Consider the following 22,078-nt stretch of genomic DNA (forward strand, 5'->3'; position numbering starts at 1 on the left):
ACGCCTCGCGCGTGGGCCGCCGGGCACCCCGCCATTCGCCGGACGTGATCAGATGAAGCCGACACGCGCGTGCCGGCTTCGACGTTGGACATCCTGCACGCAAGCTTGACCCAAGGAAGTTTGACCCGGGGAAACTGACATGGCCGATGTCGTCGTTGAGCACGGTCGCGTCGCGGGCACCGCGAACGCACGAAAACGGACGAGCCTGCACAACGCGTTGGGGCGAAAATCGACCGTAGCGTTCTTCCTGACGCTGCCGCTGATCCTCCTGATCGCGCTGCTCGTGCTCTACCCTGCCCTCTTCTCGATCCACCTCGCGACGCTGAACAAGTCGATGCAGAAGTTCGTCGGCTTCGGCAACTTCACCTTCCTGTTCAAGCGCGAAACGTTCTGGATGGTGGTCAAGCAGTCCTGCATCTTCGCGATCACCGCCGTGATCTTCAAGGCGCTGATCGGCTTCATCGTCGCGCATTTCGTGCACAATATTCCGGCCAAGGGCCAGCGCAAATGGCGCGGCATGCTGCTGGTGCCCTGGGTCATTCCGCCGGCGATGAGCACGCTGGCCTGGCTCTGGCTGTTCGATCCCTCCTATAGCGCATTCAACTACACGCTCTCATTGTTCGGCATCGGTCCCGTTAACTGGCTCGGTAGTGCCGCGTGGGCGCGCTTCTCCGTCATCCTGGTCAATGTCTGGTACGGCGCGCCGTTCTTCATGATCATGTATCTGGCGGCGCTGAAATCGGTGCCGGAGCAGCTCTATGAGGCCGCCGCAATCGACGGCGCCAATTGGTGGCAGCGGATCTGGTACGTGACGCTGCCGATGATGCGCAACATCATCGCGATCACGACGCTGTTCTCGCTGATCGTCACCTTCGCCAATTTCGACATCGTCCGCATCCTGACCTCGGGCGGGCCGCTCGACCAGACCCAGATCTTTGCCACCTACGCGTTCCGGGTCGGCATCGAGAGCAGTGACATCCCGCTCGGCGCCAGTGTCTCGCTGTTCATGGTCCCCATCCTCGCCGTCGCGGCGATCTTCATCCTGCGCGACGTCTCTAAACGCGGGAACGAATCCTGATGAGCACGCTCGCGATCGACAAGGCCGGCCCCCGGCGCAAGGTCAAATATGGCAGCATGAGCCGCGACCGCGCCTGGGCGCTGCGCTGGTCCTACTTCTTCCTGGTGCTGTTCGCGATCTTCTTCCTGACGCCGCCACTCTACATGGTGATCACCTCGCTCAAGAGCAGCGCGGAGATATCGGCTGCGACCAATCCATGGTGGGTTTTCCACCCGACGCTGTCGAATTACCTCGAACTCCTGACGTCCAACCAGTTTCTCCGATTTTTCTGGAATTCGTCGATCGTCTCGCTGGTGGTCGTGTTCGTGACCATGCTGATCAGCGTCCCCGCGGCGTTCGCGCTGGCGCGGATGCGGTTCTGGGGCTCGGCGACACTCGCGACCGGCGTCTTCCTGACCTACCTCGTCCCCGACAGCCTCCTGTTCATTCCGCTCTTCAAGATGTTCGCGCTGATCCAGGATCTGACTGGCATCACGTTGCTCAATCGATGGTACGTACTGCTGTTCGTCTATCCGACGCTGACGGTACCGTTCTGCACCTGGATCATGATCGGCTATTTTGCCTCGATCCCGAAGGAGCTCGATGAAGCCGCGATCATCGACGGGGCGTCCTGGCTGCAGACCCTGACCCGGATCTTCATTCCGGTGGCCCTGCCTGGCCTGATCGCCGCGACGATCTTTGCCTTCACCGTCTCCTGGGCCCAGTTCCTCTATCCCCTGGTGTTCACGACCTCCATCGACCAGCTCGTGCTGCCGGTCGGCATCACCACGACACTGATCAAGGGCGACGTCTTCAACTGGGGCCAGATCATGACGGGCGCGCTGCTCGGCGCGGCGCCGCCATTGGTCATCTACGCCTTCCTGATGGACTACTACATTGCCGGCCTGACCGCCGGTGCGACGAAGGGTTGAAAGCGAGAGGTTGACGATTCATGGCTGAAGTTTCCTTGCGCAAGGTGGTCAAACGTTACGACGACGTCGAGGCGGTGCGCGGCATCGATCTCGACATCGCAGACCACGAGTTCATCGTGCTGGTGGGCCCGTCGGGCTGCGGCAAGTCGACCACGCTGCGCATGATCGCGGGCCTCGAGGATATCAGCGACGGCGACATCACGATCGGCGGCGACGTCGTCAACGACGTTCCCCCGAAGGACCGCGACATTGCGATGGTGTTCCAGAACTACGCGCTTTATCCGCACATGACGGTGGCGGAGAACATGTCGTTCGGGCTGCGCCTGAAGCACTATCCCAAGGCCGAGATCAAGGCGCGCGTGACGGAGGCCGCCCGCCTCCTCGACATCACCGACCTGATCGACCGCAAGCCGAAGCAGCTCTCCGGCGGCCAGCGCCAGCGCGTTGCGATGGGGCGCGCGATCGTGCGCAATCCGAAAGTGTTTCTGTTCGACGAGCCGCTGTCCAACCTCGATGCCAAGCTGCGCGTGCAGATGCGCATCGAGATCAAGAAGGTGCATCAAAAGGTGCGCACCACCACAGTCTACGTTACCCACGACCAGGTCGAAGCGATGACGCTGGCGGACCGCGTCGTCGTGATGAACAAGGGCCGCATCGAGCAGATCGGCACGCCGAACGAGCTCTACCACAAGCCGGCGACGCGCTTCGTCGCGGGCTTCATCGGCTCGCCCGCGATGAATTTCGTGCCATGCCGGCTCGAGGACGTCGGCGGCCAGCTCAACATCCGCCTGACCGATCGTGTCTCCTTCCCGCTGCCGCCGGCGCGCGCCTCGCGCTACAACGCTCTGCCGCGCACCGACAAGCTGCAGCTCGGCATCCGCCCCGAGCACCTCACCGAGTCGCATGCGCATCTGGCGCCCGGGGTCGAGACCTTCGACACCGTGCTGGATGTCACCGAGCCCATGGGCATGGAGACGCTGGTCTACTTCACCCTCGAGGGCACGCCGGTCTGCGGCCGCGTCGATCCCAATGCCGGCGCCAAGGACGGGGCACCCATGCGTTTGGCGATGGACCTCAACAACATGCACCTGCTAAACGAGGCGACCGGCCTCGTGCTGTGATGGCCGGACGAGAAAAGCTTCGAGCAGGCAGGGAACGATGGCGGCCAACAAGAAGAAGATTTTTGTCACGCAAACTTTGTCGCGGGGCGCACGCGCCCTTCTCACCCAGCGGGACGACATCGAGCTCGTCGAGTTCTCCAATCTGATCTCGGCTTCGGATTTCCAGGCGATGCTGACGGCGCATGCGCCGGTTCATGGCGTGGCGCTCGGCGCAACCCGGTTCGGCGAGCCCGAGCTCGAGGCCTCCAGGGACATGAAGGTGGTGACGCGGATCGGCGTCGGCTACGACGCCGTCGACGTGCCTGCCCTCTCGCGCCGCAAGGTGCCACTGATGGTGGCAGGCAGCGCCAACTCGCCCTCGGTCGCGGAAGCCGCGCTGTTCATGATGCTGACGCTCGCCAAGCGCGCCCAGGAGCTGCACGCCTGCGTCAGGGACAACAAATGGGCCGACCGGCTCGGCATCCTGCCGTTCGATCTCTACGGCAAGACCGTGGTGATCGTCGGCTTTGGCCGCATCGGCAGCCGCACCGCCAAGCGCTGCCTCGCGATGGAAATGAACGTCCTGGTCTACGACCCCTACAAGCCGGCGGCCGACATCAAGGCTGCCGGTTGCGAGCCGGTCACCGATCTCGACGCGGCGCTGTCCCGCGCCGACTTCGTCAGCATCCACTGCCCGAAGACGCCAGAAACCGTCGGCATGTTCAATGCCGCGCGGATCGGTCTGATGAAGCGGGCCGCCTATCTCATCAACACCGCACGCGGCGGTATCGTCGAAGAAAAGGCGCTCTACGACGCGCTCACCTCTGGCCGGCTCGCCGGTGCCGGCCTCGACGTGTTCGAGCAGGAGCCGCCGCCGGCCGGACACTCGCTGTTCGAGCTTTCGAACGTGATCATGGCGCCGCATGTGGCCGGCGTCACCGTCGAGGCAGTCGACCGCATGAGCGAGCAGACCGCGCGCAATATCCTGAGCGTGCTCGACGGCGATCCGATCCGTCAGAATGTGATCAACCAGGATGTGCTCGCCTGAGCGCTGCAGTTTTCGGAGAGGCAGAAATTGCCGCACCAAGGTCAACCAGACGTCCCATTTTGGCACAATCGGGCCCAAACCTGGCCTTAATCAAAGGCAAGCTAGGCTGACAGGTCGCGACCGGTCGTGGGACGGAATTGCCGGCGCGTCCTCTTGGAGGATGACCCCTTGTCAGACATCGACCCGACCGACCACGCGCTGGCGACGATCGCCAGCATTCTCGAACACCCCGAGGCCCGGCCCGAGACTGAGAAGTTCGCGAGCGTCGACGAGCATCCGAGTGCCGACGAGGATCTGGTCGTCGACGAGCAGCCGCTCGTGCCGGAGCACCCGGCCGACGCCGACGGCTACAGCAAGCTCGGCCCCGGGCCGATGGCGGCACTGCGGTTCAAATGGACCGTGCAGCGCGGCGACGAGGGTCTCTACTACGTTCACGAGACCATCGGCGAGTATTCCACGCCTGTGGTCAGCGGACCGATGTCGGGCGAAGCCGCGGTGCGGTTCGTCGATGAGCGCGAGAGCGAAGCGCATCGCCGCTTCGAGGTCCTGCGCGACGAGATCGCTAACCGCAGCTCGGTCGCCGACATCGTACGGAAAGGTGAGGCGTAGGCCTCACCTTCTTCCCAAAAAATCCTTCTTCACGAGATCGACGCCGGCGTGCCGCAGGATGTCGTAGGCGGTCGTGACGTGGAAGAAGAATTGCGGGACCGAGAAGGTCAGAAGCAGCGAGCGCCCGGTGAAGGGCAGCTCGGCGCCGCTTTTCAGGCGGAAGGCGACGTCCTTTTCGCCTGCGGCATCGATCTCGGCCTGCGGCAGGCTCTCGACGAAATCGATCGCGGCCGCGATGCGCCGCTGCAGCTCCGCAAGATCAGGCTTGGCATCGGCAAACGTGATCGGCTCATGCCCGGCAAGCAGCGCGGGCCCGACCACGGCATGGCGGACCGCCTCGCCCACCTGCTGCGCCAGATCGTACATGTTCGGATAGAGCCGCATGCCCAGCAGGATGGCCGGATCGATCTTGCGCACCTCGGCGTAAGCGGCGGCCTTGTCGAGCAGCCCGGACAGGTTGCGCAGGAACGGCACGAACATGCCGACCGAAGCCTCGTGGAGAGAGAGCGTCACCTCAAGAAATTCCTTCTCGCAGTTTGCGGACATCTGGTCTAAATCCGCAGGTTCAAGAGCAACATGACAGCTCATGCGAGGGTAGGAAAGAGATGATCGTTCGACGACTGGCGGCGCTGGCTGCGGCGGTGGTGATAGGCTTTGCGGCCCATGCACAGGAGACAACGTCCCCTTCCCGCCTCGACGAGATCATCAAGCGCGGCACGCTGCGCGTCGGCATGACCGGCGACTACAGGCCCTTCACCTCTCTCGACAAGACCACGCAGAAATTCAGCGGCTTCGACGTCGACATGGCCGAAGCGCTGGGCAAGGCGCTCGGCGTCAAAGTGGAGTACGTCCAGACCGCCTGGCCCAAGCTGATGAAGGACTTTGAGGCCGATCAGTTCGACATCGCGATGGGCGGTGTCTCCATCACCTTCGACCGCCAGAAGAAGGGCCTGTTCTCGACGCCCATCATGCGTGAGGGCAAGACGCCGATTGCGCGCTGCGCGGATGTCGGCAAGTACCAGACGCTCGCCGATATCGACAAGAAGGGTACGCGCGTCATCGTCAATCCCGGCGGCACCAACGAGCGCTTCGCGCGGGCCAACATCAAGGACGCCGACATCGAGGTCTTCCCGGACAACACCGCGATCTTCGACGAGATCGCCAAGGGTCATGCCGACCTGATGATGACGGACGCCTCGGAGACGCGCTACCAGCAGAAGCAGCATCAGGGTGTGCTCTGCGCAGTGCATCCGGACAAGCCGTTCGATTTCTCGGAGAAGGCCTACTGGCTCCAGCGCGACGTCGCGCTGAAGGCCTTCGTCGACCAGTGGCTGCACGTCTCTATGGAGGACGGCAGCTACCAGAAAATTTATGGCGCCTGGTTCGACTAGAACGCGGCGCCTGTCCGCATTTTGGCGGCCCGCCGGTCAAACCTTGAACCGAGTTGGCGGGCATTGAACCAAGATCGAAGGGAGTACGACTCATAGCTGGAAAGTGATCTGGATCACGTTTCGCCACGGGGCCGCGGCGTAAGGGTCGATACGGGGAGCACCTGCTCAGGAGATTGCAATGAAAAAGCTGTTGGCGATGGCCGCATTTCTTTTGGCGAGCACGGCCGCGCAAGCGCAATACACCTTCGAGTATGGCGGCCGCACCATCCGGATCGACCCCGATCGCGGCACGGTGCAGATCCCAGGGGTCTACGACAACACCGGCCAGGGCAAGGCGAGGAAGGCCAAGAACGACACGAAGAACGACGCCAAGACGGACACCAAGAACGCTCCCAAGGCGGACACGAAGCCGCCCCAACAGGCCAAGGTCGATCCGCAGCCGCCGGCCAATCCTGCGCCCGCGCCGGCTCCCGTGACACCGCCTCCGGCGGCCGAGCAGACGCCCGCGGCAGCGCCAGCTCCAGCAGCAGCCGTACCGCCTCCGGCGCCACCCACCCCGCCTGCACCGCCACCCGCCACGACCGCCAACAACGCGCCGGCTGCAACCGCCGTTGCGCCTCCGCCGGCTCCACCATCGCCGCCCGCCCCGGCCCAGCAGGACGCCGCTCCCGCGGTGACACCGCCGCCTGCTCCGCCAGCCACCGTCGCGGTTGCTCCGCCTGCACCTCCGGCTCCGGCTCCGGCCCCGCCGCCGGCGCCCGCTCCGCCTCCCGTTCAGGCGACGGCCGCTCCAGCTCCGACGACAGCGCCTACGCCCACGCGCGACCTCAATTCGCCGCTCGGCATCTGGCTCACCGAGGAGAAGGAAGGCAAGGTCCGCATCGAGCAGTGCGGCAACAATCTCTGTGGCTACTCGGTCGATGCCAAATCGGACCAGAACGGCGAGCAGATCCTGATCAACATGAAGCCGGTCCAGGGCCAGAAATGGACCGGCCGGATCGTCGATCCCAACACCGGCTCGACCTATGATTCCACCATCGCGATGCGCGGCACCGATCGCCTGCGCGTACAGGGCTGCGCCTTCGGCGGCATGTTCTGCGGCGGCCAGACGTGGACGCGCGTGAACTAGTTCACATCCGTCTAGCTAAAGCGCGATGAGATTGGGATGAATCGTCATCGCGCTTTGGGGCGTTGTTTGGGCATGATCTCCGCGCAATCGCGAGGGAATACCGCTTCACACTTTTCCGGATCATGCCTTAGGACGTCGCCTCGATCACGTGCGCCTGGATCTTTGCGGAGATCTCGCCCTCGCCATGTCGCGCTGCAATTTTCTTTGCCGCGTGAGCAGTAGCAGCCTCCAGCGCGTCGGGACGTCTCGCCTCGATTTCGTTGCGGAGTGGCGTACCCTGACAGTAGCTCATCGCCACATGCCGCGCTGAGATGGATCGGCTTTCATCCGACCGTGTTTGAACTGCCACCTCTGAAAACCCTGCGTCCTGCAAATCGCGGTGGATCGTGGCGGTGTCGTGATAGCCATGCGGCGTGCGCGCCAGGAAGCGCGGCGGATCGTCCGGGAAGAACTCGGCCAGCGCGTCGGTGACGTCTCCGGCAAAGACGTTGTCCTCGACCCTGTCCCAGACGCTGAAGATGAAAATCCCTCTCGGCCTCAGCACGCGCCGCGCCTCCCGGTAGGCCTTGACCCGATCCGGGAAGAACATCGCGCCGAACTGGCAGCACACGACGTCGAACGAGCTGTCGGGGAACGGGAGCACCTGCGCGTCGGCCTGGCGCCAGCTGACGCGCGCATCGGCACCTTGCCGAAGTTTTGCATGCTCGAGCATCGGCTGATTGAGATCGGTCACGACGTAAGTCGCATCGGGCGGCAGAACGGCTGCGACGGCGCGTGTAACCACGCCGCTTCCCGCCGCCGTCTCCAGTACGGCCTTTGGCGAGCGCACGGCAACGCGGCGCGCCATGTCGTCGGCATAGCTCTGGAAAATCAGCGGAACCATATAGCGGTCGTAATTTTCCGGGACCGCGCCGGCAAACACCTTGTCGGATTCAGGCATCCTTTCGTCCTCCGCGAAAAGCCTTTCGGGTCGCAGGCAGCAGGCCATGAAGGCGGCGCCTTGTCACGTCGCGCTGCACAGCAGGCCGCAGCGTGCGCAAGGTCACGCCCCGCAGAACCGGCGTGATAGCCCTCACATCGGCGCGCTCGACCACCGTGGCAGGTTCCCAGAACGTTCAACTCATAGGGGCAAGCCATGAATCATTTTAGCAAAGGACTTTTGACCAGCATCCTCGTCATTGCCCTGCCGTATGGGCAGGCACGCGCTGCGACCGGCAGCTTCGACGGCACCTGGAATGTGCGGATCACGTCAACGAGCGAAGCCTGCGGCAACGGCTCGACGGTCGCCATCGGCATCACCAACGGTCAGATCGCCTCCGGCAGCGCCGCGGTGAGTGCATCGGGCAGCGTCGCACAGGCAGGTAAGATCAGCGTCCTCTTGAGTAGCGGCATCAAGCGCGCCGCGGGCTTTGGCCACCTCGCCGGCACCTCAGGCTCAGGCACCTGGCACGGCACAATGTGCACGGGCACGTGGACGGCGGAAAAAATCTAGGACGGCAACGCTCGCCCGACGGGTGGCAATCAATCGCGGTTCGCCAATGGTGGACAGACATCCCAGGGAACGTCGCTCTGATCGGTGCGTTGAGAAGCCCAAGCAAACCCACTCCAGCCTGTCGCGCGACGGATGGGCCGAGTGCGATTTGCCGGCTAGACAAGGGCGCGCCAAAGCTGGCGCGCTGACGCCGCGAACAGGCTTGAACAATGAGGGTCTGCGGAGCTATGCGGGCCGGTTTGTTCATCGCATTCATTGCAGCGGCCTGGCTCGGCGGACAGGTCCAGACGTCCCTCGCACAAAGCCGGCCATCCGTTTCCCCCAGCGACGCGTCGAAGACGTCTCTGTCGAAGATGTCTCCGCGGAAGGAAAATGCCCCCAGGAAGGAAGCCGCAAACTCTGATCCGCACACGACAGGATTTGTAACCGGCGCGGCGCAGAGCACCGAGTTCGCCATCGCTCAGGACCTTGCTACCACCCTGGCCAGCGGCCAGGAGACCGGCCCTCACGGGGAGGTCGCATTGCGGGTGCTGCCAATGGTGGGAAACGGTGGCATTCGCAACATCATCGACATACTCAGCCTGGCAGGCGCCGATATTGCGATCGCCCCCGTCCCATTGGCCGATCGTCTCCGAGAGTCAGGAACGCTCGGAGATATCCGCAACAAGCTTGTCTACGTCACCCCACTGTTTGTCGAAGAGTTCCACCTCCTCGCGCGGCCCGAGATCCAGAGCCTGTCGGATCTCGCGGGAAAGCCTGTCAATCTCGGCGAAGAAGGCAGCGCTGGCGCCGTCCTCGGTCGCGAGGTGCTCAACTATCTGGAGGTGAAGGTCAGCGAATCTAACCTGGCTTTGGACGCAGCACTGGAGGGAATGCGGAAGGGGCAAATCTCCGCCGCCTTGCTGGTGTCGGGCAAGCCGGTCAGCTTCCTCGCGCGATACGCGCAAGATGATGGCCTTCACTTTCTGTCCATCCCCTATTCGAAGGCGATGCTGGAGCGTGAGTTTCTGCCCTCGACCCTCCGCCACGAAGATTACCCAGACCTCATCGGCGTCTCTGATAATGTCGACACCATCGCGATCAAATGCGCGCTTTTCGCTTACAACTGGCCGGCGCGCAGCGAGCGGTTTCCGCTGGTGGAACTGTTTGTGCAGACGCTGTTCTCGCGATTTCCTGAATTTCTTGGCGACGGTCATCACCCGAAGTGGCGAGAGGTGAACCTGACGGCGCTGCTTCCTGGTTGGAGGCGATTTCAACCAGCGGAGCGCTGGCTCCAGCAGCAATCCGGCGGAGAGGCCGCGCTTCGCAAGGCGTTCGGTCGTTTCCTCGAGCAAAAGCCGATCAGCAATCCGCCGGACCGCGAACAACTGTTCCAGGACTTTATGCGGTGGCGAGAACGCCAGCAGGGCCGATGACCCAAGCACCGGGAGGTCTTGATGCGCAATTTACTGGTGGCCGCAGCCTTGGCCACGTTGCTTGCATTGATCGCCGACGTGAGGCGGCCGGCGGCGCAACTTTTTCCATTCGAGCTTCCGGATCCGCAGACGCTCGCTCCCGTGCCATCAACCGACAATGCCGGGAAAGCCAGGGCGGTAACTCGTCCAGACGGCAAACCACATGCTCGCCCGGACGAAAAACGACATGGAAGACTCTACGTCGCTCCCGCACGGCCAAATCAGCGGAGGATCGCCGAAAAGAAGGGATACAAGCGCGTCAGCGATCTCGTGAACTTCCCGAAGTTCTTTCCCGGCCTGGGCATCCTCTTTGTCAAACCCGACACTCTGCCGCTAGGTCCTTTCCTCTGCTTTGATCGCAGGGATCGCCTGGTGGCGAGCGTGTATATGGTGCCCATCAAGGATATCGACGATCACAAGTCGTTGGAGGCGCCCGGCTTCGCTGGAACAGTTGACCACGTCAGCATCTACTTCAATCCGGGGCATCCTGGAGTGGACGTGCCGCATTACCACCTCGTGATCTGGCACGTGAGCAAGAAGGAGGAAGCGCGCGTCGCCAAGTGACGCACAGCTTTGCGTTTGCTCATGGAAAAAGTGCTTGCCTATGCGATCTCGGGTTTCATCGTGTGCTTTGGCGTCTGGATCTTCGTTGCCGGCCTAAGCACCAGCGCACCCGCGCTGTGGTCGTGCGCGGCCTTCTTGCCCACCGCAATCGGACTTTGGAGCGCTTTCGGGGATATCTAGAGATAGTCCGGCCGGAACCAGAACGCGCCTGCGACCTTGGTTCTTGGGTGGCGAGATCTTATCCGATGGACCTTACCGCAACCGAGCGCGATTTCCTGAGACGGCTGGCTTCCCAAGCCTGGATCAGCACGCCGCTGTTCGACCACGAAATCGTCGCCCGACTTATCGAACTCGGGCTCGTTGAGACCGAACCACTGGCTTCAGGCGAGGTCGAATACCGGATCACCGACGCGGGCCGCGATGTCCTGTGAATTCGGTGGTGCAGCCCGAAGTGTTGCGACGCGGAGTGGAATCTAGTCAGCTTGATGCTCTCGCGGGTCTGTGCCCCGGATTGGCAACGCATCGCTGACGCGCTGCGTTGCCGCCGGGGCGCGAGACCGTGGCTAACCCACCGGTGCCGAATATTCCGCGTCGGTGACCGGCTCCAACCAGGTCGAGTACACGCCGTCGAGCGCTTCCTGCATGGCGATGTGGGTCATGCCGTTGGTGGGCGAAGCGCCGTGCCAATGCAATTCCCCCGGCGGAATCCAGACGGTGTCGCCGGGGCGGATTTCCCTGATCGGGCCGCCCTTGGCCTGGACGCGGCCGACGCCGGAGATGACGTAGAGCGTCTGCCCGAGTGGATGGTGATGCCAGTTGGTGCGCGCGCCGGGCTCGAACGAGACGCGCGAGCAGTTCAGCCGCGCCGGCGCAGGCGCCATGATGACGGGGTCCTGCAACACCGTGCCGGTGAAGTTCTCCTTGGGCGCGCGGCGGGTCGGTCGCGTGCCTGCGACGTGGATTTCCATGGGTGCCTCTCTTCCTGTTACTTCTTGCTCGCGGCGTAGCGCGCCTTGGTCTCGGCGTTCATGGGGTAGAGGCCCGGCAGCACGGCGCCGTTGTTCACCTCGTTGACGATCCAGGCTTCCATTCGCTCCTGCTCGACGCCCTCATTGAGCACATGGTCGAGCATCGCCTGCGGGATCAGCACGCAGCCGTCCTGGTCGGCGACGACGATGTCGTTCGGAAACACCGCAACGCCGCCACAGCCGATCGGCTCGCCCCAGCCAACGAAGGTCAGGCCCGCGACCGACGGTGGCGCGGCGTAGCCATCGCACCACACCGGAAGATTGGTGCCGAGCACGCCCTCGACGTCACGCACGACACCGTCGGTGACGAGCGCGGTGACGCCGCGCTTGACCATGCGCGCGCAGAGGATGTCGCCGAAGATGCCGGCATCGGTGATGCCCATGGCGTCGACCACGGCGATGCACCCCTCCGGCATCGCCTCGATCGCGGTGCGGGTCGAGATCGGAGAGGACCAGGATTCCGGCGTCGCCAGATCCTCGCGCGCCGGCACGAAGCGCAGCGTGAACGCCGGGCCGACCAACCGCGGCAACCCCGGGCGCAGCGGACGCGCGCCGCGCATCCAGACATTGCGCAGGCCCTTCTTCAGCAGGACCGTGGTGATGGTGGCAGTGGTGATGCCGGCAAGGGTCTTGCGGGCTTCGGGGGATAGCGACATGGACGAGAACGAGCTCCGGGTGGGAAAGAAGCTGCGCATCTTGCGAGGCGCAGGCCTGCCGTCAAGGGCCAAGGCGAAGCGGCGCAGGGCTGTTATGCGACGCGATAACAAGGCTTTATCGCTTGGCGCTGAATTAATTTATTGGACTTGCAGGCGCATTTACGCGAAGCAAAGGGCAGCGGGAACCAAAGGAGTCTCCCGCGATTTCCAAAGGGCCGATTTCGACAGCTCATGGCCGCGACGCTTCCCCCGCCCCGCCTTCTGCCCAGCGGCGACAGTGCCGTCACGGTCGAGTTCAGCCGGACCATCGACGACGCGGCCAATCAGCGCGTGTTGGCGCTCGACCGGGCGCTCACCGAAGCCGGCATCGACGGCGTCACCGAGGCGGTCCCGACTTATCGCTCGCTGCTGGTGCACTACGATCCCGGCCGGATCGCCTTTGATGCACTGAGCGAAAAGCTGCTTGCGCTTGCAAGCCAGCCGCGGCCGCGCTCGGCAAAAGCGCGCCGCTGGCGCATTCCCGTGGCCTATGGCGGCGAGCACGGCATCGATCTCGAGGATGTCGCCAAGACGCTGAACACCACACCCGACGACATCGTGGCCCGCCATATCGCCGGCGACTATCGCGTCGCCATGATCGGCTTCACCCCGGGCTGGTCCTATCTCAGCGGCCTCGAAAAATCCCTGCACATGTCGCGGCGGCAGAATCCGCGACTCTTGACGCCCGCCGGAACGATCGCGATCGGCGGCGTTCAAACCGGCGTGCAATGCCTGGCCGGTCCCAGCGGCTGGCACCTGTTGGGGCGCACCCCCGTGCGGACCTATCAGCTCCACCGGAATCCCACCTTCCTCACCGAACCCGGTGATCGCGTGACGTTTTTTGCCATCGACCCTAAGACCTTTGCGGAGCAGGACTGCGCCGCCGAAGCGGGCGAGATCATTGCGGAGCTGACGACGTCATGAGTCGGCTCATTGTCGCCAGCATCGGCCCGGCCAGCTCCGTCCAGGACGGCGGACGGCCGGGCTCGCAGCGCTATGGCCTCACGCCGAGCGGCGCGATGGACCGGCTGGCGCTGGCGACCGCCAACTGCCTGGTCGGCAACGATCTGTTCGCGGCCGCTGTCGAGATCGGCCCGTTCGGCGTCTCATTCATCGCGCGCGACGGTGCGGTGCGCGTCGCGCTCGCGGGCGCCCCGCGCAATGCGGATATCGCCGGCAAGCCTGTGGCGAACGAGACCTCGATGACGCTGAAGGATGGCGAGACGCTGACGCTCGGCTTCGCCCGCGGTGGCGCGTTCAGCTATCTCGCGATCGAAGGGGCTGTCCGAGGCGAGCCCGTGTTCGGCAGCCTCGCAGTGAACGCCCGCGCCGGGCTCGGCAGCCCCTACCCGCGCCCGCTCCAGGCTGGCGACGAGTTCGGCGTCGCGGTCGCAAGCGGCGGGCCTGAGCAGCGGATCGAATTGCCGAAGCCAACGAGCGGTCCGATCCGCGTCGTGCTGGGGCCGCAGGACGACGAATTCGATGACGCCAACAAGGCGCTGTTCCTGTCGAGCGACTGGAAGATCTCCGCGACCTCGGACCGCATGGGTTACCGGCTCGAAGGCCCGGTGATCAAACATCTCCACGGCCACAACATCGTCTCCGACGGCACGGTCAATGGCAGCATCCAGGTGCCGGGCAACGGCGCGCCGATCGTCCTGATGATGGACCGCGGCACCAGCGGCGGCTATCCGAAGATCGCAACGGTCATCTCCGCCGATCTCGGCCGCCTCGCCCAGACCTCTGCCGGCACCGCGTTCCGCTTCAAGGCGATCAGCATGACCGAAGCGCAGGACGAGGCCCGGAAATTCGCGCAGCTCCTGCGCCGCCTGCCCGATCGGTTACGCGCGGCGGACACCGTGGAGCTCAACATCGATGCCCTGCACGATGCTAATGTCGCGGGCTACGCGGTGAACGCTGTCGATGCCGGGACGTGGCAGGTTTCGGCGGAGTCGTAACGGAACCAGAGGTGGAGAGCACCCATGACGACGATCGATCTCAACTGCGACCTCGGTGAGGGATTTGGCGCTTGGGAGATGGGCAACGACGCCGCGATGCTCGAGCTTGCGACATCGGTCAACGTCGCCTGCGGCTTCCATGCCGGCGATCCCGACATCATGCGGCGGACGGTTGAGCTCGCGAAGGCGCGCGGTGTCTCGATCGGCGCGCATCCCGGCTATCGCGACCTGCACGGCTTTGGCCGGCATCCGATCCTCGGGCTGAAATCGTCCGAGATCGAAAACCTCGTCGCCTACCAGATCGGCGCGCTCCAGGCCATCGCGACCGCGGCCGGCCACAAGGTCACGCATGTGAAAGCGCATGGCGCGCTCTCCAACGTCGCATGCGAGGACGACATGACCGCAAAGGCGATCGCAGCCGGGATCAAGGCCGTCGACCCCTCGCTGATCTTTGTTGTGCTTGCCAACTCGAAGCTGGTGAAGGCCGGCGAGGACGCGAACCTGCCGATGGTGCACGAGGTGTTCGCCGACCGCGCCTATGAGGACGACGGCAACCTGGTCTCGCGCAAGAAGGCCGGCGCGGTGTTGCACGATGCCAAGGCGATCGCCGATCGCGTCGTGCGCATGGTGCAGGACGGCGCCGTGATCTCGGTCACCGGCAAGGTCATCAAGATGCGGATGGATACGGTGTGCATCCACGGCGACACGCAAGGCGCGGTTGATATCGCGCGCAATCTGCGTCAGGCGTTGAAGGATGCGGGGATTGCGGTAGCGCCATTCAAGCGCGCCGCGTGAGCCTTGCTCGGTGCCGCAGGGTGGGCAAAGCAAAGCTGCCCACCTCTTCTGTCTCATGACCGGAAGGATGGTGGGCACGGCGCAAGTGCGCCTTTGCTCACCCAAAATCAGAACGGGTGCACCGACAGTGTGCCGAAGATGATGGCCGCGATGACCGCAAAGGCGCTGTAGAGCGCCACATGGTGCATGCTCGCCCCGGTCCGCCGGGAGAGCGAGCGCGCGTAAAAATGCAGCCTCGCTTCCGCCGATAGTTCGCGCATGGTCGATCTCCAACGCCCCATTTGCGGAGATATGAAGGAGCAATCGCGGCGTCGGACAAGATGGTGGCGGAAATAGCGACGGCGGTTCTCTTCAGAACCGCCGTCGTAGAGTAAAATTCTCTTCACCCATGGGTTCCGAGAATCTTATTCGCTCAACCTTTAAGCCAATGGAACCGGTTCCTGCACGCTAATAGACATCCGCCTGGAACCTGCCCTTCTTCTTGAGGTCGGCAACGAAGCTCACGGCCTCGTCCGTGGAACGTGCGCCGAATTGGGCGACGATGTCGACCAGCGCACGCTCGACGTCCTTGGCCATGCGCTTGGCATCGCCACAGATGTAGAGATGCGCGCCTTCGGCCAGCCACGTCCAGACCTCGCGGCCGAGCTCGCGCATGCGATCCTGCACGTAAAACTTCTTCTCGCCGTCGCGCGACCAGGCGAGCGACAGACGCGTTAACAAGCCCGCCGTCTTCAGCGCGTTGAGCTCGTCGCGATAGAAGAAATCGCAGTCGCTGCGCTGGTGGCCGAAAAACAGCCAGTTCTTGCCCGGTGCGCCGGTCGCCTTGCGGTCGAGCAGGAAGGCGCGGAACGGTGCAACGCCGGTGCCGGGACCGACCATGATGATCGGCGTCTTCGGATCCTGCGGCAGCGCAAAGCCGTGCGCCTTCTGCACATAGACCTTCAGTTTCTCGCCTTCGGTGATGCGCTCGCCGAGGAAGGTCGACGCGACGCCGAGGCGCTTGCGCTTGCCGATGACGTAACGCACGGAATCGACGGTCAGCGACAGCTTTCCGGGCGACGCATTGTGCGAGGACGAGATCGAGTAGAGCCGCGGCTGCAAGGGCTCCAGCGCTTCGACGAAGGCTTCGGGATGCGGTCGGCAGCCGGAGAATTTTTGCAGCGCTGCCATGACGTCGAGCGTTGCGGCATCGCCATCGGGATCCTCACCCTGCGCCAACGCCCGTGCCTTCTCGCGCTGCGCGCCGCCGGTGATGAAAGAAAGCAGCTCGAACAGCTTGTCCGGCGCCGGCGACAGCGAGACGTCCTCGACCAACGCCTCGCGCAGCGTCTTGCCGTTGACCTGCGTGGTGTGGGAGGCGCCAAGCAGCGCGATTATCTGGTCGACCAGGCCGAGGTCGTTGCGCGCAAACACGCCGAAGGAATCGCCGACGACATAGTCGAGCTTGCTGTCGGAGAGATCGAACTCGATGTGATAGGTCTCCTTCTCCGAGCCCTGCTTGTTGAGGAGGCGTCGCGACAGGAATACGGCTTCAGCCGGATTTTCGCGGGCGCGACCCAGCTCGGCCTTTACTTCGGGCGCAGCCGGTGCGGCCGCTGCCGGCGATGCACCGCCCCCAGGAGGTTTCGCTGCCGGCGCCTTGTCCAGCTCCTCAAAGAGCTGCTTCAGCATCCGCGCGGTGTCCTTGCCGCCTGGAGCGCAGAGGTTGAGACGGGCTTCGCTCTTCTTGGCGATGGCGTTGGAATAGTCGGCACAATTGTAGCCGCACTGGCCGCAATCCTGCTGCGCCATCGCCGCCATCATGCGGCGGCGGAGCGGACGCCCTTCCGCAAGCTTCATGCGATCGCCGATTGGCATCGCCGGATCGTGCCAGGGCGCCTCGCCGTCATCGCCATCGCCCTGGGGCGCGAGCACCGCACCGTTTTCGGCCGGCGACAGCGGCGTCGAGCCGTCGAGGCCGAACATGCCCACGAGAAATCCATTCAGCCACAGCCGCTGCCCTTCGCTGAAAGGCGCGTTCGGCGGGATGATCTCGAGTTTCGGTGGGACAGGCATCTGGGTCATGCTGTTGCTTCCGCTCCGGCCAGTTTGCGCAGGGCTTCGCCGTCATGGCGACGAGAGAAGGTAAGGAACGTTTCTTCCGGCGAGGCGCGGTTGGCGAGATAGGCCTTCAAGAGACCCTCGACGAGCCTGGGCGCGTCCTCGGCCTTCACGTCGTGATAGACCTCCTGCCCGATATCGGCATCGGGACCGAAGCCGCCACCGGTGAAGAGGTGATAACCCTCAACCGTGTCCTCCTCCGTGGCGCCCGGCACCTTGGCCGCGATCAGGCCGATGTCGGAAATGTAGTGCTGCGCGCAGGAGTGGTGGCAACCGGTGAGATGGATGTTGAGCGGCGTGTCCAGCTTCACTCGCTCATCGCACCAGTCCCCGATCGCGGCAGCGTGGCGCTTGGTATCGGAGGCGGCGAACTTGCAGCCGGCATTGCCGGTGCAGGCGATCAGGCCGGCGCGGACTTGAGAGACCTGCGTGGCGAGGCCGAGCTTCTCGATGGCCGCGGTCACCAGCGCCACGTTCTCGTCCTGGACGCCCGAGATCAGAAAGTTCTGCCAGACGGTCAGGCGGATATCGCCGTCGCCGAGATCCTGGGCGATCTTGCCTATGCCGCGCATCTGCTCGCAGGTGAGCTTGCCGACCGGAAGCGCGACACCGACCCAGTTGTGACCCGCCTGCTTCTGCTTGTGCACCCCAATATGGGCCATGCGATCGAAAGCCGGACGCGGTGCGATCGCATCCGACGGCACGCGCGTGAACGGTTTCTTCAGCCGTTCCTCCACGAGCTTGAGAAACTGATCGTGCCCCATATTGTCGAGCACATATTTCAGCCGCGCCTTGGTGCGGTTGGTGCGGTCGCCATGCTCGATGAAGACGCGCACGATGGCGTCGGCAACTGCAGTGGCGTCCTCGGGACGAACGACGATGTCAGAATATTTTGCGAAATCCCTGTGGCCGGTGATGCCGCCGATGCCGAGCCGGAACCAGACGCCCGCGTCGACGCCAAAGCCGTCCTTCACCTCGACCGCGGAGAACGCGATGTCGTTGGTCTCTTCCAGCACCGCGATGCGGCCCGCGCCGTCGAAGGCGACGTTGAATTTGCGCGGCAAGCCGTAGAGCGAGCGGTCGTTGAGGATGTGGTAGTGCCATTCGCGCGCGTAAGCGCGCGTGTCGATCAGCTCCTGCGGATCGATGCCAGCGGTCGGCGTGCCCGTGACGTTGCGGATGTTGTCCGCGCCGGAACCGCGCGAGCATAGGCCGATGTCCTGGATGCCCTCGATGAGCGCGACCGCGTTCTTCGGCTCGATCTCACGGATCTGGAAGTTGGCGCGCGTGGTCACGTGGGTGTAACCGCCACCATAGGCTTCGGCGAGATCGGCAAGGCCCGAGAGCTGCCAGTGCTTCAGGATACCGTTCGGAATGCGCAGGCGCGCCATGTAGGAGGTCTGCGCCGGCGCGACCCAGAAGATGCCGTAGTAGCGCCAGCGGAAATTGTCCGCCGGCGTCGGATTTGCGTTGTTACGCGCCTGGTCCTTCAGCCGCTCATACCCGTCGAAGGGATGCAGCTCCCGCTTGAACTTCTCCTGGTCGGCGAGCTTCTTGCCCGCCGCAGTGAGCTTGTCCTGCGCCTTGATGGCGGCGGCATCGGGACCGGTCGGCTCCGAGGGCGCGCCGCCAGCGACAAAGGCGCGGCCGACACGTCCGACCTGGAGGCCGGACATGAAGCCTTCGAGATAGCGCTTCTGCTCGTCGGAGAAGTCGGCCGTGGGTGCTGTGTCGAGTTTCATGGGGTAACGGGACCTACTCTGCTGGCTGAACCGCGACCTGCGCCACTTCGGCTGCCGGCTTCGCGGGCTTGTACGTTGCGTAGAGGGCAAGGCCGGTGAAGACAAAGCCGCCGACGAGATTGCCGAGCGTCACGGGAATCTGATTCCAGAGCCACCAGTCGGTGACGGACACTTTCGCGCCGAGCAGCATTCCGGTCGGGATAACGAACATGTTGACGACGGCGTGCTCGAAGCCGAGCGCGAAGAACAGGAAGATCGGCAGCCAGGTCGCCGCGATCTTGCCGACTGTCGAAGTCGAGGTCATCGCCATGACGACGCCGAGGCAGACCAGCCAGTTGCAGAGAATCGCCTTGACGAAGACGGAGACCATGCCGGCGGTGCCGATCGCGGCATTGCCGATCGTCTTGGCTTCCGCCACCGCAACGATGCGTGCGGCGACGCCGGCGACCTCGACCTTGCCCATGTTGGTGAGCGAGATCGCAATCAGGGCACCGAAGGCGAGGCTGCCGAGCAGATTGGCGACGAAGACCCAAGACCAGTTGGCGATCACCGCATTCCAGGTGGCTTTGCCCTCGAGCCGGGCGAGCGGCACGATGGCGAAGCTGCCGGTGACGAGTTCGAGCCCGAGCAGAACGATCATCACGAGGCTGACGGGAAAGATGAGTGCGCCGACGATCGGCTGGCCGGTGGTCACCGCGCCGGTGAGGGCGAGGGTCGTGGCGGCACCAAGCAATGCTCCCGAGATCGCGCCTCGGATCAGGAGGTCGCGCGGCCCGAGCGCAAGCTTCTTCAAGCTGGCATCGACCATCGAGGCCACAACATCAGAGGGTTTTGAATAATCCATATCGAAGCTCCAGCACCGCGCAGGGCGGCCACAACGGGTTGAAACGACGTTGATCGCTGGGAGCACGATTTCAGGCGCACGTGGCCTGGCCGGAACCCGGGGCGATCCGATCAGCCTCGTTGCTGCGGAAATCCATCATGGACTTGGAGCCGCCGGCTTCCACGCCGGTCGGCTTACTCCTCCTATTCAAGGAGTGTGCCAACGCAGCATAATTCTGGAATTCGAGCAAAATCAGTTGGTTACATTTGGGTGCACTGCATGAAATGGATCAGCATTCATGCTGCTTCAGGCAGCAATGGCCCAAAGTTTAAGCTTCGAATCGTGGCGCCTAATGTTTGAGCAGGATCTAACGGACGCGGTGCGTAACCTCGAAGGAGGCGAGATACCCGGCCAGATCTTCGGGGTCAAAGGCCGGTCCAGCGAAGGCCCCGAACGAGCTGGCCGAGGCCTCCTTGCCGCCTCCCCCGGCGTCCACTGCGGCGTCATAGAGGTCAGGCCGAAACACCCCCATGGCCGTCTTCAGCGCCGCCTCGCTCAGCGCGGTCTGCCCCCAGCGTACCATCTGCGCATAGAGCCAGGCGGCTTGGACTGGGTCGGGGCGCCCTGCCCCCTCACGGCCGACCAGGAGATAGCGGCCGCTTTCGCGCAGGGTGCCGTCAGGCGCGATCTTCAGCCGGCCATCGAGGGTCCGCTGAATGACCTGGGCATCGACGCCGATCCGCTCCGGCTGCGCCAGGATGCGCGCGGCCTCGTTGCGGTTGTCGGGATGCTCAATGAAGGCTGCGGCCTTCTCCGCCGCGCGCACCAGCGCGGCCACCACATCCGGATTCTTCTCCGACCAGGTCTGGCGCATGGCCAGCACCTTCTCCGCGGCACGGACCAGGATGTCGGAGGAGAAATGCAGGATATGGCCGATGCCGAGATCGACCGCGACCGAATTCCAGGGCGCGCCGACGCAGAACGCATCGACATGGCCGTTGGCGAGGCTGTCGACCATGTAGGGTGGCGGCAGCACCACGAGACGCACGTCCTCGTCGGGATCGACGCCGGCCGCCGCCATCCAGAACCTGAGCTGGTAGTTATGGGTCGAGAATGGGAAGGTCATGCCAAAGGTCAGCGGCTCAGCCCCTGCCTGGCGCCGTTTCGCCACCACGCGCGAGAGCGCTTTGGCGGTCGCCATCGGATCGAAGCGGTCGCCGTCGATCTGCTCCATCAGCGCGGCATGCAGCGCGGGCGAGATAGTGATGGCATTGCCATTGATGCCAAGGTTGAAGGGGGCTGCGATCGGCACCTTGACGTGGCCAAGCCCGAGCGAGGACGCGATCGCGACGGGCGCGAGCAGATGCGCTGCATCGAACAGTCCGATATTGAGCTTGTCGCGGACGTTGGACCAGGAGACCTCGCGCACCAGCTCGACCTCGAGCCCTTCGGCCGCGGTAAACCCCTTGTCGACGGCAACGATCAGCGCTGCGGCATCGACCAGCGGGATGAACCCTATGCGGAGCGGTCCGGTCATTTCAGCATCTCCGACGCGGTGATGATCGACTGGGCGATCTCGCCGATCTTCTTCTTCTCGCGCATCGCGGTGGAGCGCATCAGCACATAGGCCTCGTCTTCGGTCAGGCCCTTCACCCGCATCAATATGCCCTTGGCACGCTCGATGACCTTGCGGTCCTCGAGCTGCGACTTGGTGCGCTCCAGCTCCTCCTGGAGTTTCGCGAAGGCGTTGAAGCGGGACACGCAGAGGTCGAGGATCGGCTTGATGCGCTCTTTCTTCAGCCCGTCGACGATGTAGGCCGATACCCCCGCCTCCACGGAGGCCTGGATCGAGGCCGAATCACTCTGGTCGACGAACATCGCGATCGGCCGGCGAACGGCGCGGCTGACCTGGAACATCTGTTCCAGGACGTCGCGACTGGGGTTTTCCAGATCGATCAGGATGATATCGGGGTCAACGGCATAGATGCGCGCCAACAGGCTCTGCATCTCCCTGATATGAACGACCTGGGTGAAGCCCGCCTCCCGCAACCCCTCCTCGAGGATCGCGGCCCGGATCGGGCTTTCGTCGACAATCACAATTTTAGGCGACTGTTCGGCGCTCATCGCTCACTCACCACCCGGCGAGGCATCCATAGCACGC

24 protein-coding genes are annotated in these 22,078 nt (G+C 64.0%); 14 read left to right on the plus strand and 10 right to left on the minus strand.

All coding sequences use genetic code 11. The features are described from left to right. The first annotated feature begins 139 nt into the window (after nucleotides 1-139). From SO139_RS23600 to SO139_RS23620, 5 genes are all read left to right on the plus strand, one after another. On the plus strand, nucleotides 140-1,078 hold the full coding sequence (locus SO139_RS23600) for a carbohydrate ABC transporter permease (protein ID WP_449381689.1): 939 nt from the start codon (nucleotides 140-142) through the stop codon (nucleotides 1,076-1,078). Continuing rightward, a complete protein-coding gene (locus SO139_RS23605; protein WP_449381690.1) occupies nucleotides 1,078-1,989 on the plus strand; it encodes a carbohydrate ABC transporter permease in 912 nt (303 codons plus the stop codon). The genes SO139_RS23600 and SO139_RS23605 overlap by 1 nt, the downstream gene beginning before the upstream one ends. Nucleotides 1,990-2,009: 20 nt before the next feature. Next, complete coding sequence (locus tag SO139_RS23610; RefSeq protein WP_449381691.1) at nucleotides 2,010-3,110, plus strand: ABC transporter ATP-binding protein; 1,101 nt, start codon at nucleotides 2,010-2,012, stop codon at nucleotides 3,108-3,110. Between the two features lie 37 nt (nucleotides 3,111-3,147). Next, nucleotides 3,148-4,137, plus strand: a complete 990-nt coding sequence (locus SO139_RS23615) for a hydroxyacid dehydrogenase (protein WP_449381692.1) — start codon at nucleotides 3,148-3,150, stop codon at nucleotides 4,135-4,137. A 168-nt stretch (nucleotides 4,138-4,305) separates the two neighbouring features. Continuing rightward, entirely contained in the window at nucleotides 4,306-4,746 is a 441-nt protein-coding gene (locus SO139_RS23620; protein ID WP_449381693.1) for a hypothetical protein, read from the plus strand. A 3-nt stretch (nucleotides 4,747-4,749) separates the two neighbouring features. Here the strand turns inward: SO139_RS23620 and SO139_RS23625 are convergent, their stop codons facing one another. After that, the gene (locus SO139_RS23625) at nucleotides 4,750-5,292 is read right to left on the minus strand and encodes a DUF1993 domain-containing protein (protein WP_449381694.1); all 543 of its coding nucleotides are present in this window, start codon (nucleotides 5,290-5,292) and stop codon (nucleotides 4,750-4,752) included. Between the two features lie 59 nt (nucleotides 5,293-5,351). Here SO139_RS23625 and SO139_RS23630 point away from each other — a divergent pair, with 59 nt between their 5' ends. Both SO139_RS23630 and SO139_RS23635 read left to right on the plus strand, forming a co-directional pair. Beyond that, entirely contained in the window at nucleotides 5,352-6,137 is a 786-nt protein-coding gene (locus SO139_RS23630) for a transporter substrate-binding domain-containing protein (protein WP_449381695.1), read from the plus strand. Between the two features lie 178 nt (nucleotides 6,138-6,315). Then, nucleotides 6,316-7,266, plus strand: coding sequence for a DUF2147 domain-containing protein (locus SO139_RS23635; RefSeq protein ID WP_449381696.1), 951 nt, complete (start codon nucleotides 6,316-6,318; stop codon nucleotides 7,264-7,266). 127 nt (nucleotides 7,267-7,393) lie between these two features. Here the strand turns inward: SO139_RS23635 and SO139_RS23640 are convergent, their stop codons facing one another. After that, nucleotides 7,394-8,206, minus strand: coding sequence for a class I SAM-dependent methyltransferase (locus SO139_RS23640; RefSeq protein WP_449381697.1), 813 nt, complete (start codon nucleotides 8,204-8,206; stop codon nucleotides 7,394-7,396). Nucleotides 8,207-8,401: 195 nt separating this feature from the next. On the opposite strand from SO139_RS23640, the gene SO139_RS23645 reads away from it, so the two are divergent. From SO139_RS23645 to SO139_RS23660, 4 genes are all read left to right on the plus strand, one after another. Continuing rightward, the gene (locus SO139_RS23645; RefSeq protein ID WP_449381698.1) at nucleotides 8,402-8,758 is read left to right on the plus strand and encodes a hypothetical protein; all 357 of its coding nucleotides are present in this window, start codon (nucleotides 8,402-8,404) and stop codon (nucleotides 8,756-8,758) included. 239 nt (nucleotides 8,759-8,997) lie between these two features. Further along, nucleotides 8,998-10,173, plus strand: a complete 1,176-nt coding sequence (locus SO139_RS23650) for a TAXI family TRAP transporter solute-binding subunit (RefSeq protein ID WP_449381699.1) — start codon at nucleotides 8,998-9,000, stop codon at nucleotides 10,171-10,173. A 21-nt stretch (nucleotides 10,174-10,194) separates the two neighbouring features. After that, nucleotides 10,195-10,776 carry a hypothetical protein gene (locus SO139_RS23655; protein WP_449381700.1) on the plus strand — a complete coding sequence of 194 codons (582 nt, stop codon included), beginning with the start codon at nucleotides 10,195-10,197 and terminating at the stop codon, nucleotides 10,774-10,776. Between the two features lie 245 nt (nucleotides 10,777-11,021). Beyond that, complete coding sequence (locus SO139_RS23660; protein WP_449381701.1) at nucleotides 11,022-11,207, plus strand: hypothetical protein; 186 nt, start codon at nucleotides 11,022-11,024, stop codon at nucleotides 11,205-11,207. Between the two features lie 132 nt (nucleotides 11,208-11,339). Here the strand turns inward: SO139_RS23660 and SO139_RS23665 are convergent, their stop codons facing one another. Both SO139_RS23665 and SO139_RS23670 read right to left on the minus strand, forming a co-directional pair. Then, nucleotides 11,340-11,744, minus strand: coding sequence for a (R)-mandelonitrile lyase (locus SO139_RS23665; RefSeq protein ID WP_449381702.1), 405 nt, complete (start codon nucleotides 11,742-11,744; stop codon nucleotides 11,340-11,342). 17 nt (nucleotides 11,745-11,761) lie between these two features. Further along, entirely contained in the window at nucleotides 11,762-12,460 is a 699-nt protein-coding gene (locus SO139_RS23670; RefSeq protein WP_036012452.1) for a ribonuclease activity regulator RraA, read from the minus strand. A gap of 231 nt (nucleotides 12,461-12,691) precedes the next feature. Between SO139_RS23670 and pxpB the strand changes: the two genes are divergently transcribed. The 3 genes from pxpB to SO139_RS23685 are packed head-to-tail and all read left to right on the plus strand — an operon-like array spanning nucleotide 12,692 to nucleotide 15,252. Continuing rightward, a complete protein-coding gene (gene pxpB, locus SO139_RS23675; protein WP_449381703.1) occupies nucleotides 12,692-13,423 on the plus strand; it encodes a 5-oxoprolinase subunit PxpB in 732 nt (243 codons plus the stop codon). Further along, nucleotides 13,420-14,457: a 5-oxoprolinase subunit C family protein gene (locus SO139_RS23680; protein WP_449381704.1), complete on the plus strand. Its 1,038-nt coding sequence runs from the start codon at nucleotides 13,420-13,422 to the stop codon at nucleotides 14,455-14,457. The genes pxpB and SO139_RS23680 overlap by 4 nt, the downstream gene beginning before the upstream one ends. Nucleotides 14,458-14,481: 24 nt before the next feature. Continuing rightward, on the plus strand, nucleotides 14,482-15,252 hold the full coding sequence (locus SO139_RS23685) for a LamB/YcsF family protein (protein ID WP_449381705.1): 771 nt from the start codon (nucleotides 14,482-14,484) through the stop codon (nucleotides 15,250-15,252). 107 nt (nucleotides 15,253-15,359) lie between these two features. Here SO139_RS23685 and SO139_RS23690 read toward each other — a convergent pair whose 3' ends face one another. The 6 genes from SO139_RS23690 to SO139_RS23715 form a co-directional block, all read right to left on the minus strand. Beyond that, nucleotides 15,360-15,512, minus strand: a complete 153-nt coding sequence (locus SO139_RS23690) for a hypothetical protein (protein ID WP_449381706.1) — start codon at nucleotides 15,510-15,512, stop codon at nucleotides 15,360-15,362. A 187-nt stretch (nucleotides 15,513-15,699) separates the two neighbouring features. Further along, complete coding sequence (locus SO139_RS23695) at nucleotides 15,700-17,316, minus strand: sulfite reductase subunit alpha (RefSeq protein ID WP_449381707.1); 1,617 nt, start codon at nucleotides 17,314-17,316, stop codon at nucleotides 15,700-15,702. Further along, on the minus strand, nucleotides 17,313-19,094 hold the full coding sequence (locus SO139_RS23700; protein ID WP_449381708.1) for a NirA family protein: 1,782 nt from the start codon (nucleotides 19,092-19,094) through the stop codon (nucleotides 17,313-17,315). The genes SO139_RS23695 and SO139_RS23700 overlap by 4 nt, the downstream gene beginning before the upstream one ends. A gap of 13 nt (nucleotides 19,095-19,107) precedes the next feature. Continuing rightward, nucleotides 19,108-19,938, minus strand: coding sequence for a formate/nitrite transporter family protein (locus SO139_RS23705; protein WP_449381709.1), 831 nt, complete (start codon nucleotides 19,936-19,938; stop codon nucleotides 19,108-19,110). A 346-nt stretch (nucleotides 19,939-20,284) separates the two neighbouring features. Continuing rightward, nucleotides 20,285-21,454 carry a CmpA/NrtA family ABC transporter substrate-binding protein gene (locus tag SO139_RS23710; protein ID WP_449381710.1) on the minus strand — a complete coding sequence of 390 codons (1,170 nt, stop codon included), beginning with the start codon at nucleotides 21,452-21,454 and terminating at the stop codon, nucleotides 20,285-20,287. Then, nucleotides 21,451-22,041, minus strand: coding sequence for an ANTAR domain-containing response regulator (locus tag SO139_RS23715; protein ID WP_449381711.1), 591 nt, complete (start codon nucleotides 22,039-22,041; stop codon nucleotides 21,451-21,453). Before SO139_RS23715 ends, SO139_RS23710 begins: the two co-directional genes overlap by 4 nt. Nucleotides 22,042-22,078: the final 37 nt, after the last annotated feature.

The organism is Bradyrhizobium sp. UFLA05-89, from assembly GCF_059803475.1.

What these genes read in the sequence shown, in the direction of transcription:
- SO139_RS23600 (WP_449381689.1), top strand. Translation starts at nt 140, where the DNA reads ATGGCCGATGTCGTCGTTGAGCACGGTCGCGTCGCGGGCACCGCGAAC.
- SO139_RS23605 (WP_449381690.1), top strand. Translation starts at nt 1,078, where the DNA reads ATGAGCACGCTCGCGATCGACAAGGCCGGCCCCCGGCGCAAGGTCAAA.
- SO139_RS23610 (WP_449381691.1), top strand. Translation starts at nt 2,010, where the DNA reads ATGGCTGAAGTTTCCTTGCGCAAGGTGGTCAAACGTTACGACGACGTC.
- SO139_RS23615 (WP_449381692.1), top strand. Translation starts at nt 3,148, where the DNA reads ATGGCGGCCAACAAGAAGAAGATTTTTGTCACGCAAACTTTGTCGCGG.
- SO139_RS23625 (WP_449381694.1), bottom strand. Translation starts at nt 5,292, where the DNA reads ATGTCCGCAAACTGCGAGAAGGAATTTCTTGAGGTGACGCTCTCTCTC.
- SO139_RS23630 (WP_449381695.1), top strand. Translation starts at nt 5,352, where the DNA reads ATGATCGTTCGACGACTGGCGGCGCTGGCTGCGGCGGTGGTGATAGGC.
- SO139_RS23635 (WP_449381696.1), top strand. Translation starts at nt 6,316, where the DNA reads ATGAAAAAGCTGTTGGCGATGGCCGCATTTCTTTTGGCGAGCACGGCC.
- SO139_RS23640 (WP_449381697.1), bottom strand. Translation starts at nt 8,206, where the DNA reads ATGCCTGAATCCGACAAGGTGTTTGCCGGCGCGGTCCCGGAAAATTAC.
- SO139_RS23645 (WP_449381698.1), top strand. Translation starts at nt 8,402, where the DNA reads ATGAATCATTTTAGCAAAGGACTTTTGACCAGCATCCTCGTCATTGCC.
- SO139_RS23655 (WP_449381700.1), top strand. Translation starts at nt 10,195, where the DNA reads ATGCGCAATTTACTGGTGGCCGCAGCCTTGGCCACGTTGCTTGCATTG.
- SO139_RS23660 (WP_449381701.1), top strand. Translation starts at nt 11,022, where the DNA reads ATGGACCTTACCGCAACCGAGCGCGATTTCCTGAGACGGCTGGCTTCC.
- SO139_RS23665 (WP_449381702.1), bottom strand. Translation starts at nt 11,744, where the DNA reads ATGGAAATCCACGTCGCAGGCACGCGACCGACCCGCCGCGCGCCCAAG.
- SO139_RS23670 (WP_036012452.1), bottom strand. Translation starts at nt 12,460, where the DNA reads ATGTCGCTATCCCCCGAAGCCCGCAAGACCCTTGCCGGCATCACCACT.
- pxpB (WP_449381703.1), top strand. Translation starts at nt 12,692, where the DNA reads ATGGCCGCGACGCTTCCCCCGCCCCGCCTTCTGCCCAGCGGCGACAGT.
- SO139_RS23680 (WP_449381704.1), top strand. Translation starts at nt 13,420, where the DNA reads ATGAGTCGGCTCATTGTCGCCAGCATCGGCCCGGCCAGCTCCGTCCAG.
- SO139_RS23685 (WP_449381705.1), top strand. Translation starts at nt 14,482, where the DNA reads ATGACGACGATCGATCTCAACTGCGACCTCGGTGAGGGATTTGGCGCT.
- SO139_RS23690 (WP_449381706.1), bottom strand. Translation starts at nt 15,512, where the DNA reads ATGCGCGAACTATCGGCGGAAGCGAGGCTGCATTTTTACGCGCGCTCG.
- SO139_RS23695 (WP_449381707.1), bottom strand. Translation starts at nt 17,316, where the DNA reads ATGACCCAGATGCCTGTCCCACCGAAACTCGAGATCATCCCGCCGAAC.
- SO139_RS23700 (WP_449381708.1), bottom strand. Translation starts at nt 19,094, where the DNA reads ATGAAACTCGACACAGCACCCACGGCCGACTTCTCCGACGAGCAGAAG.
- SO139_RS23705 (WP_449381709.1), bottom strand. Translation starts at nt 19,938, where the DNA reads ATGGATTATTCAAAACCCTCTGATGTTGTGGCCTCGATGGTCGATGCC.
- SO139_RS23710 (WP_449381710.1), bottom strand. Translation starts at nt 21,454, where the DNA reads ATGACCGGACCGCTCCGCATAGGGTTCATCCCGCTGGTCGATGCCGCA.
- SO139_RS23715 (WP_449381711.1), bottom strand. Translation starts at nt 22,041, where the DNA reads ATGAGCGCCGAACAGTCGCCTAAAATTGTGATTGTCGACGAAAGCCCG.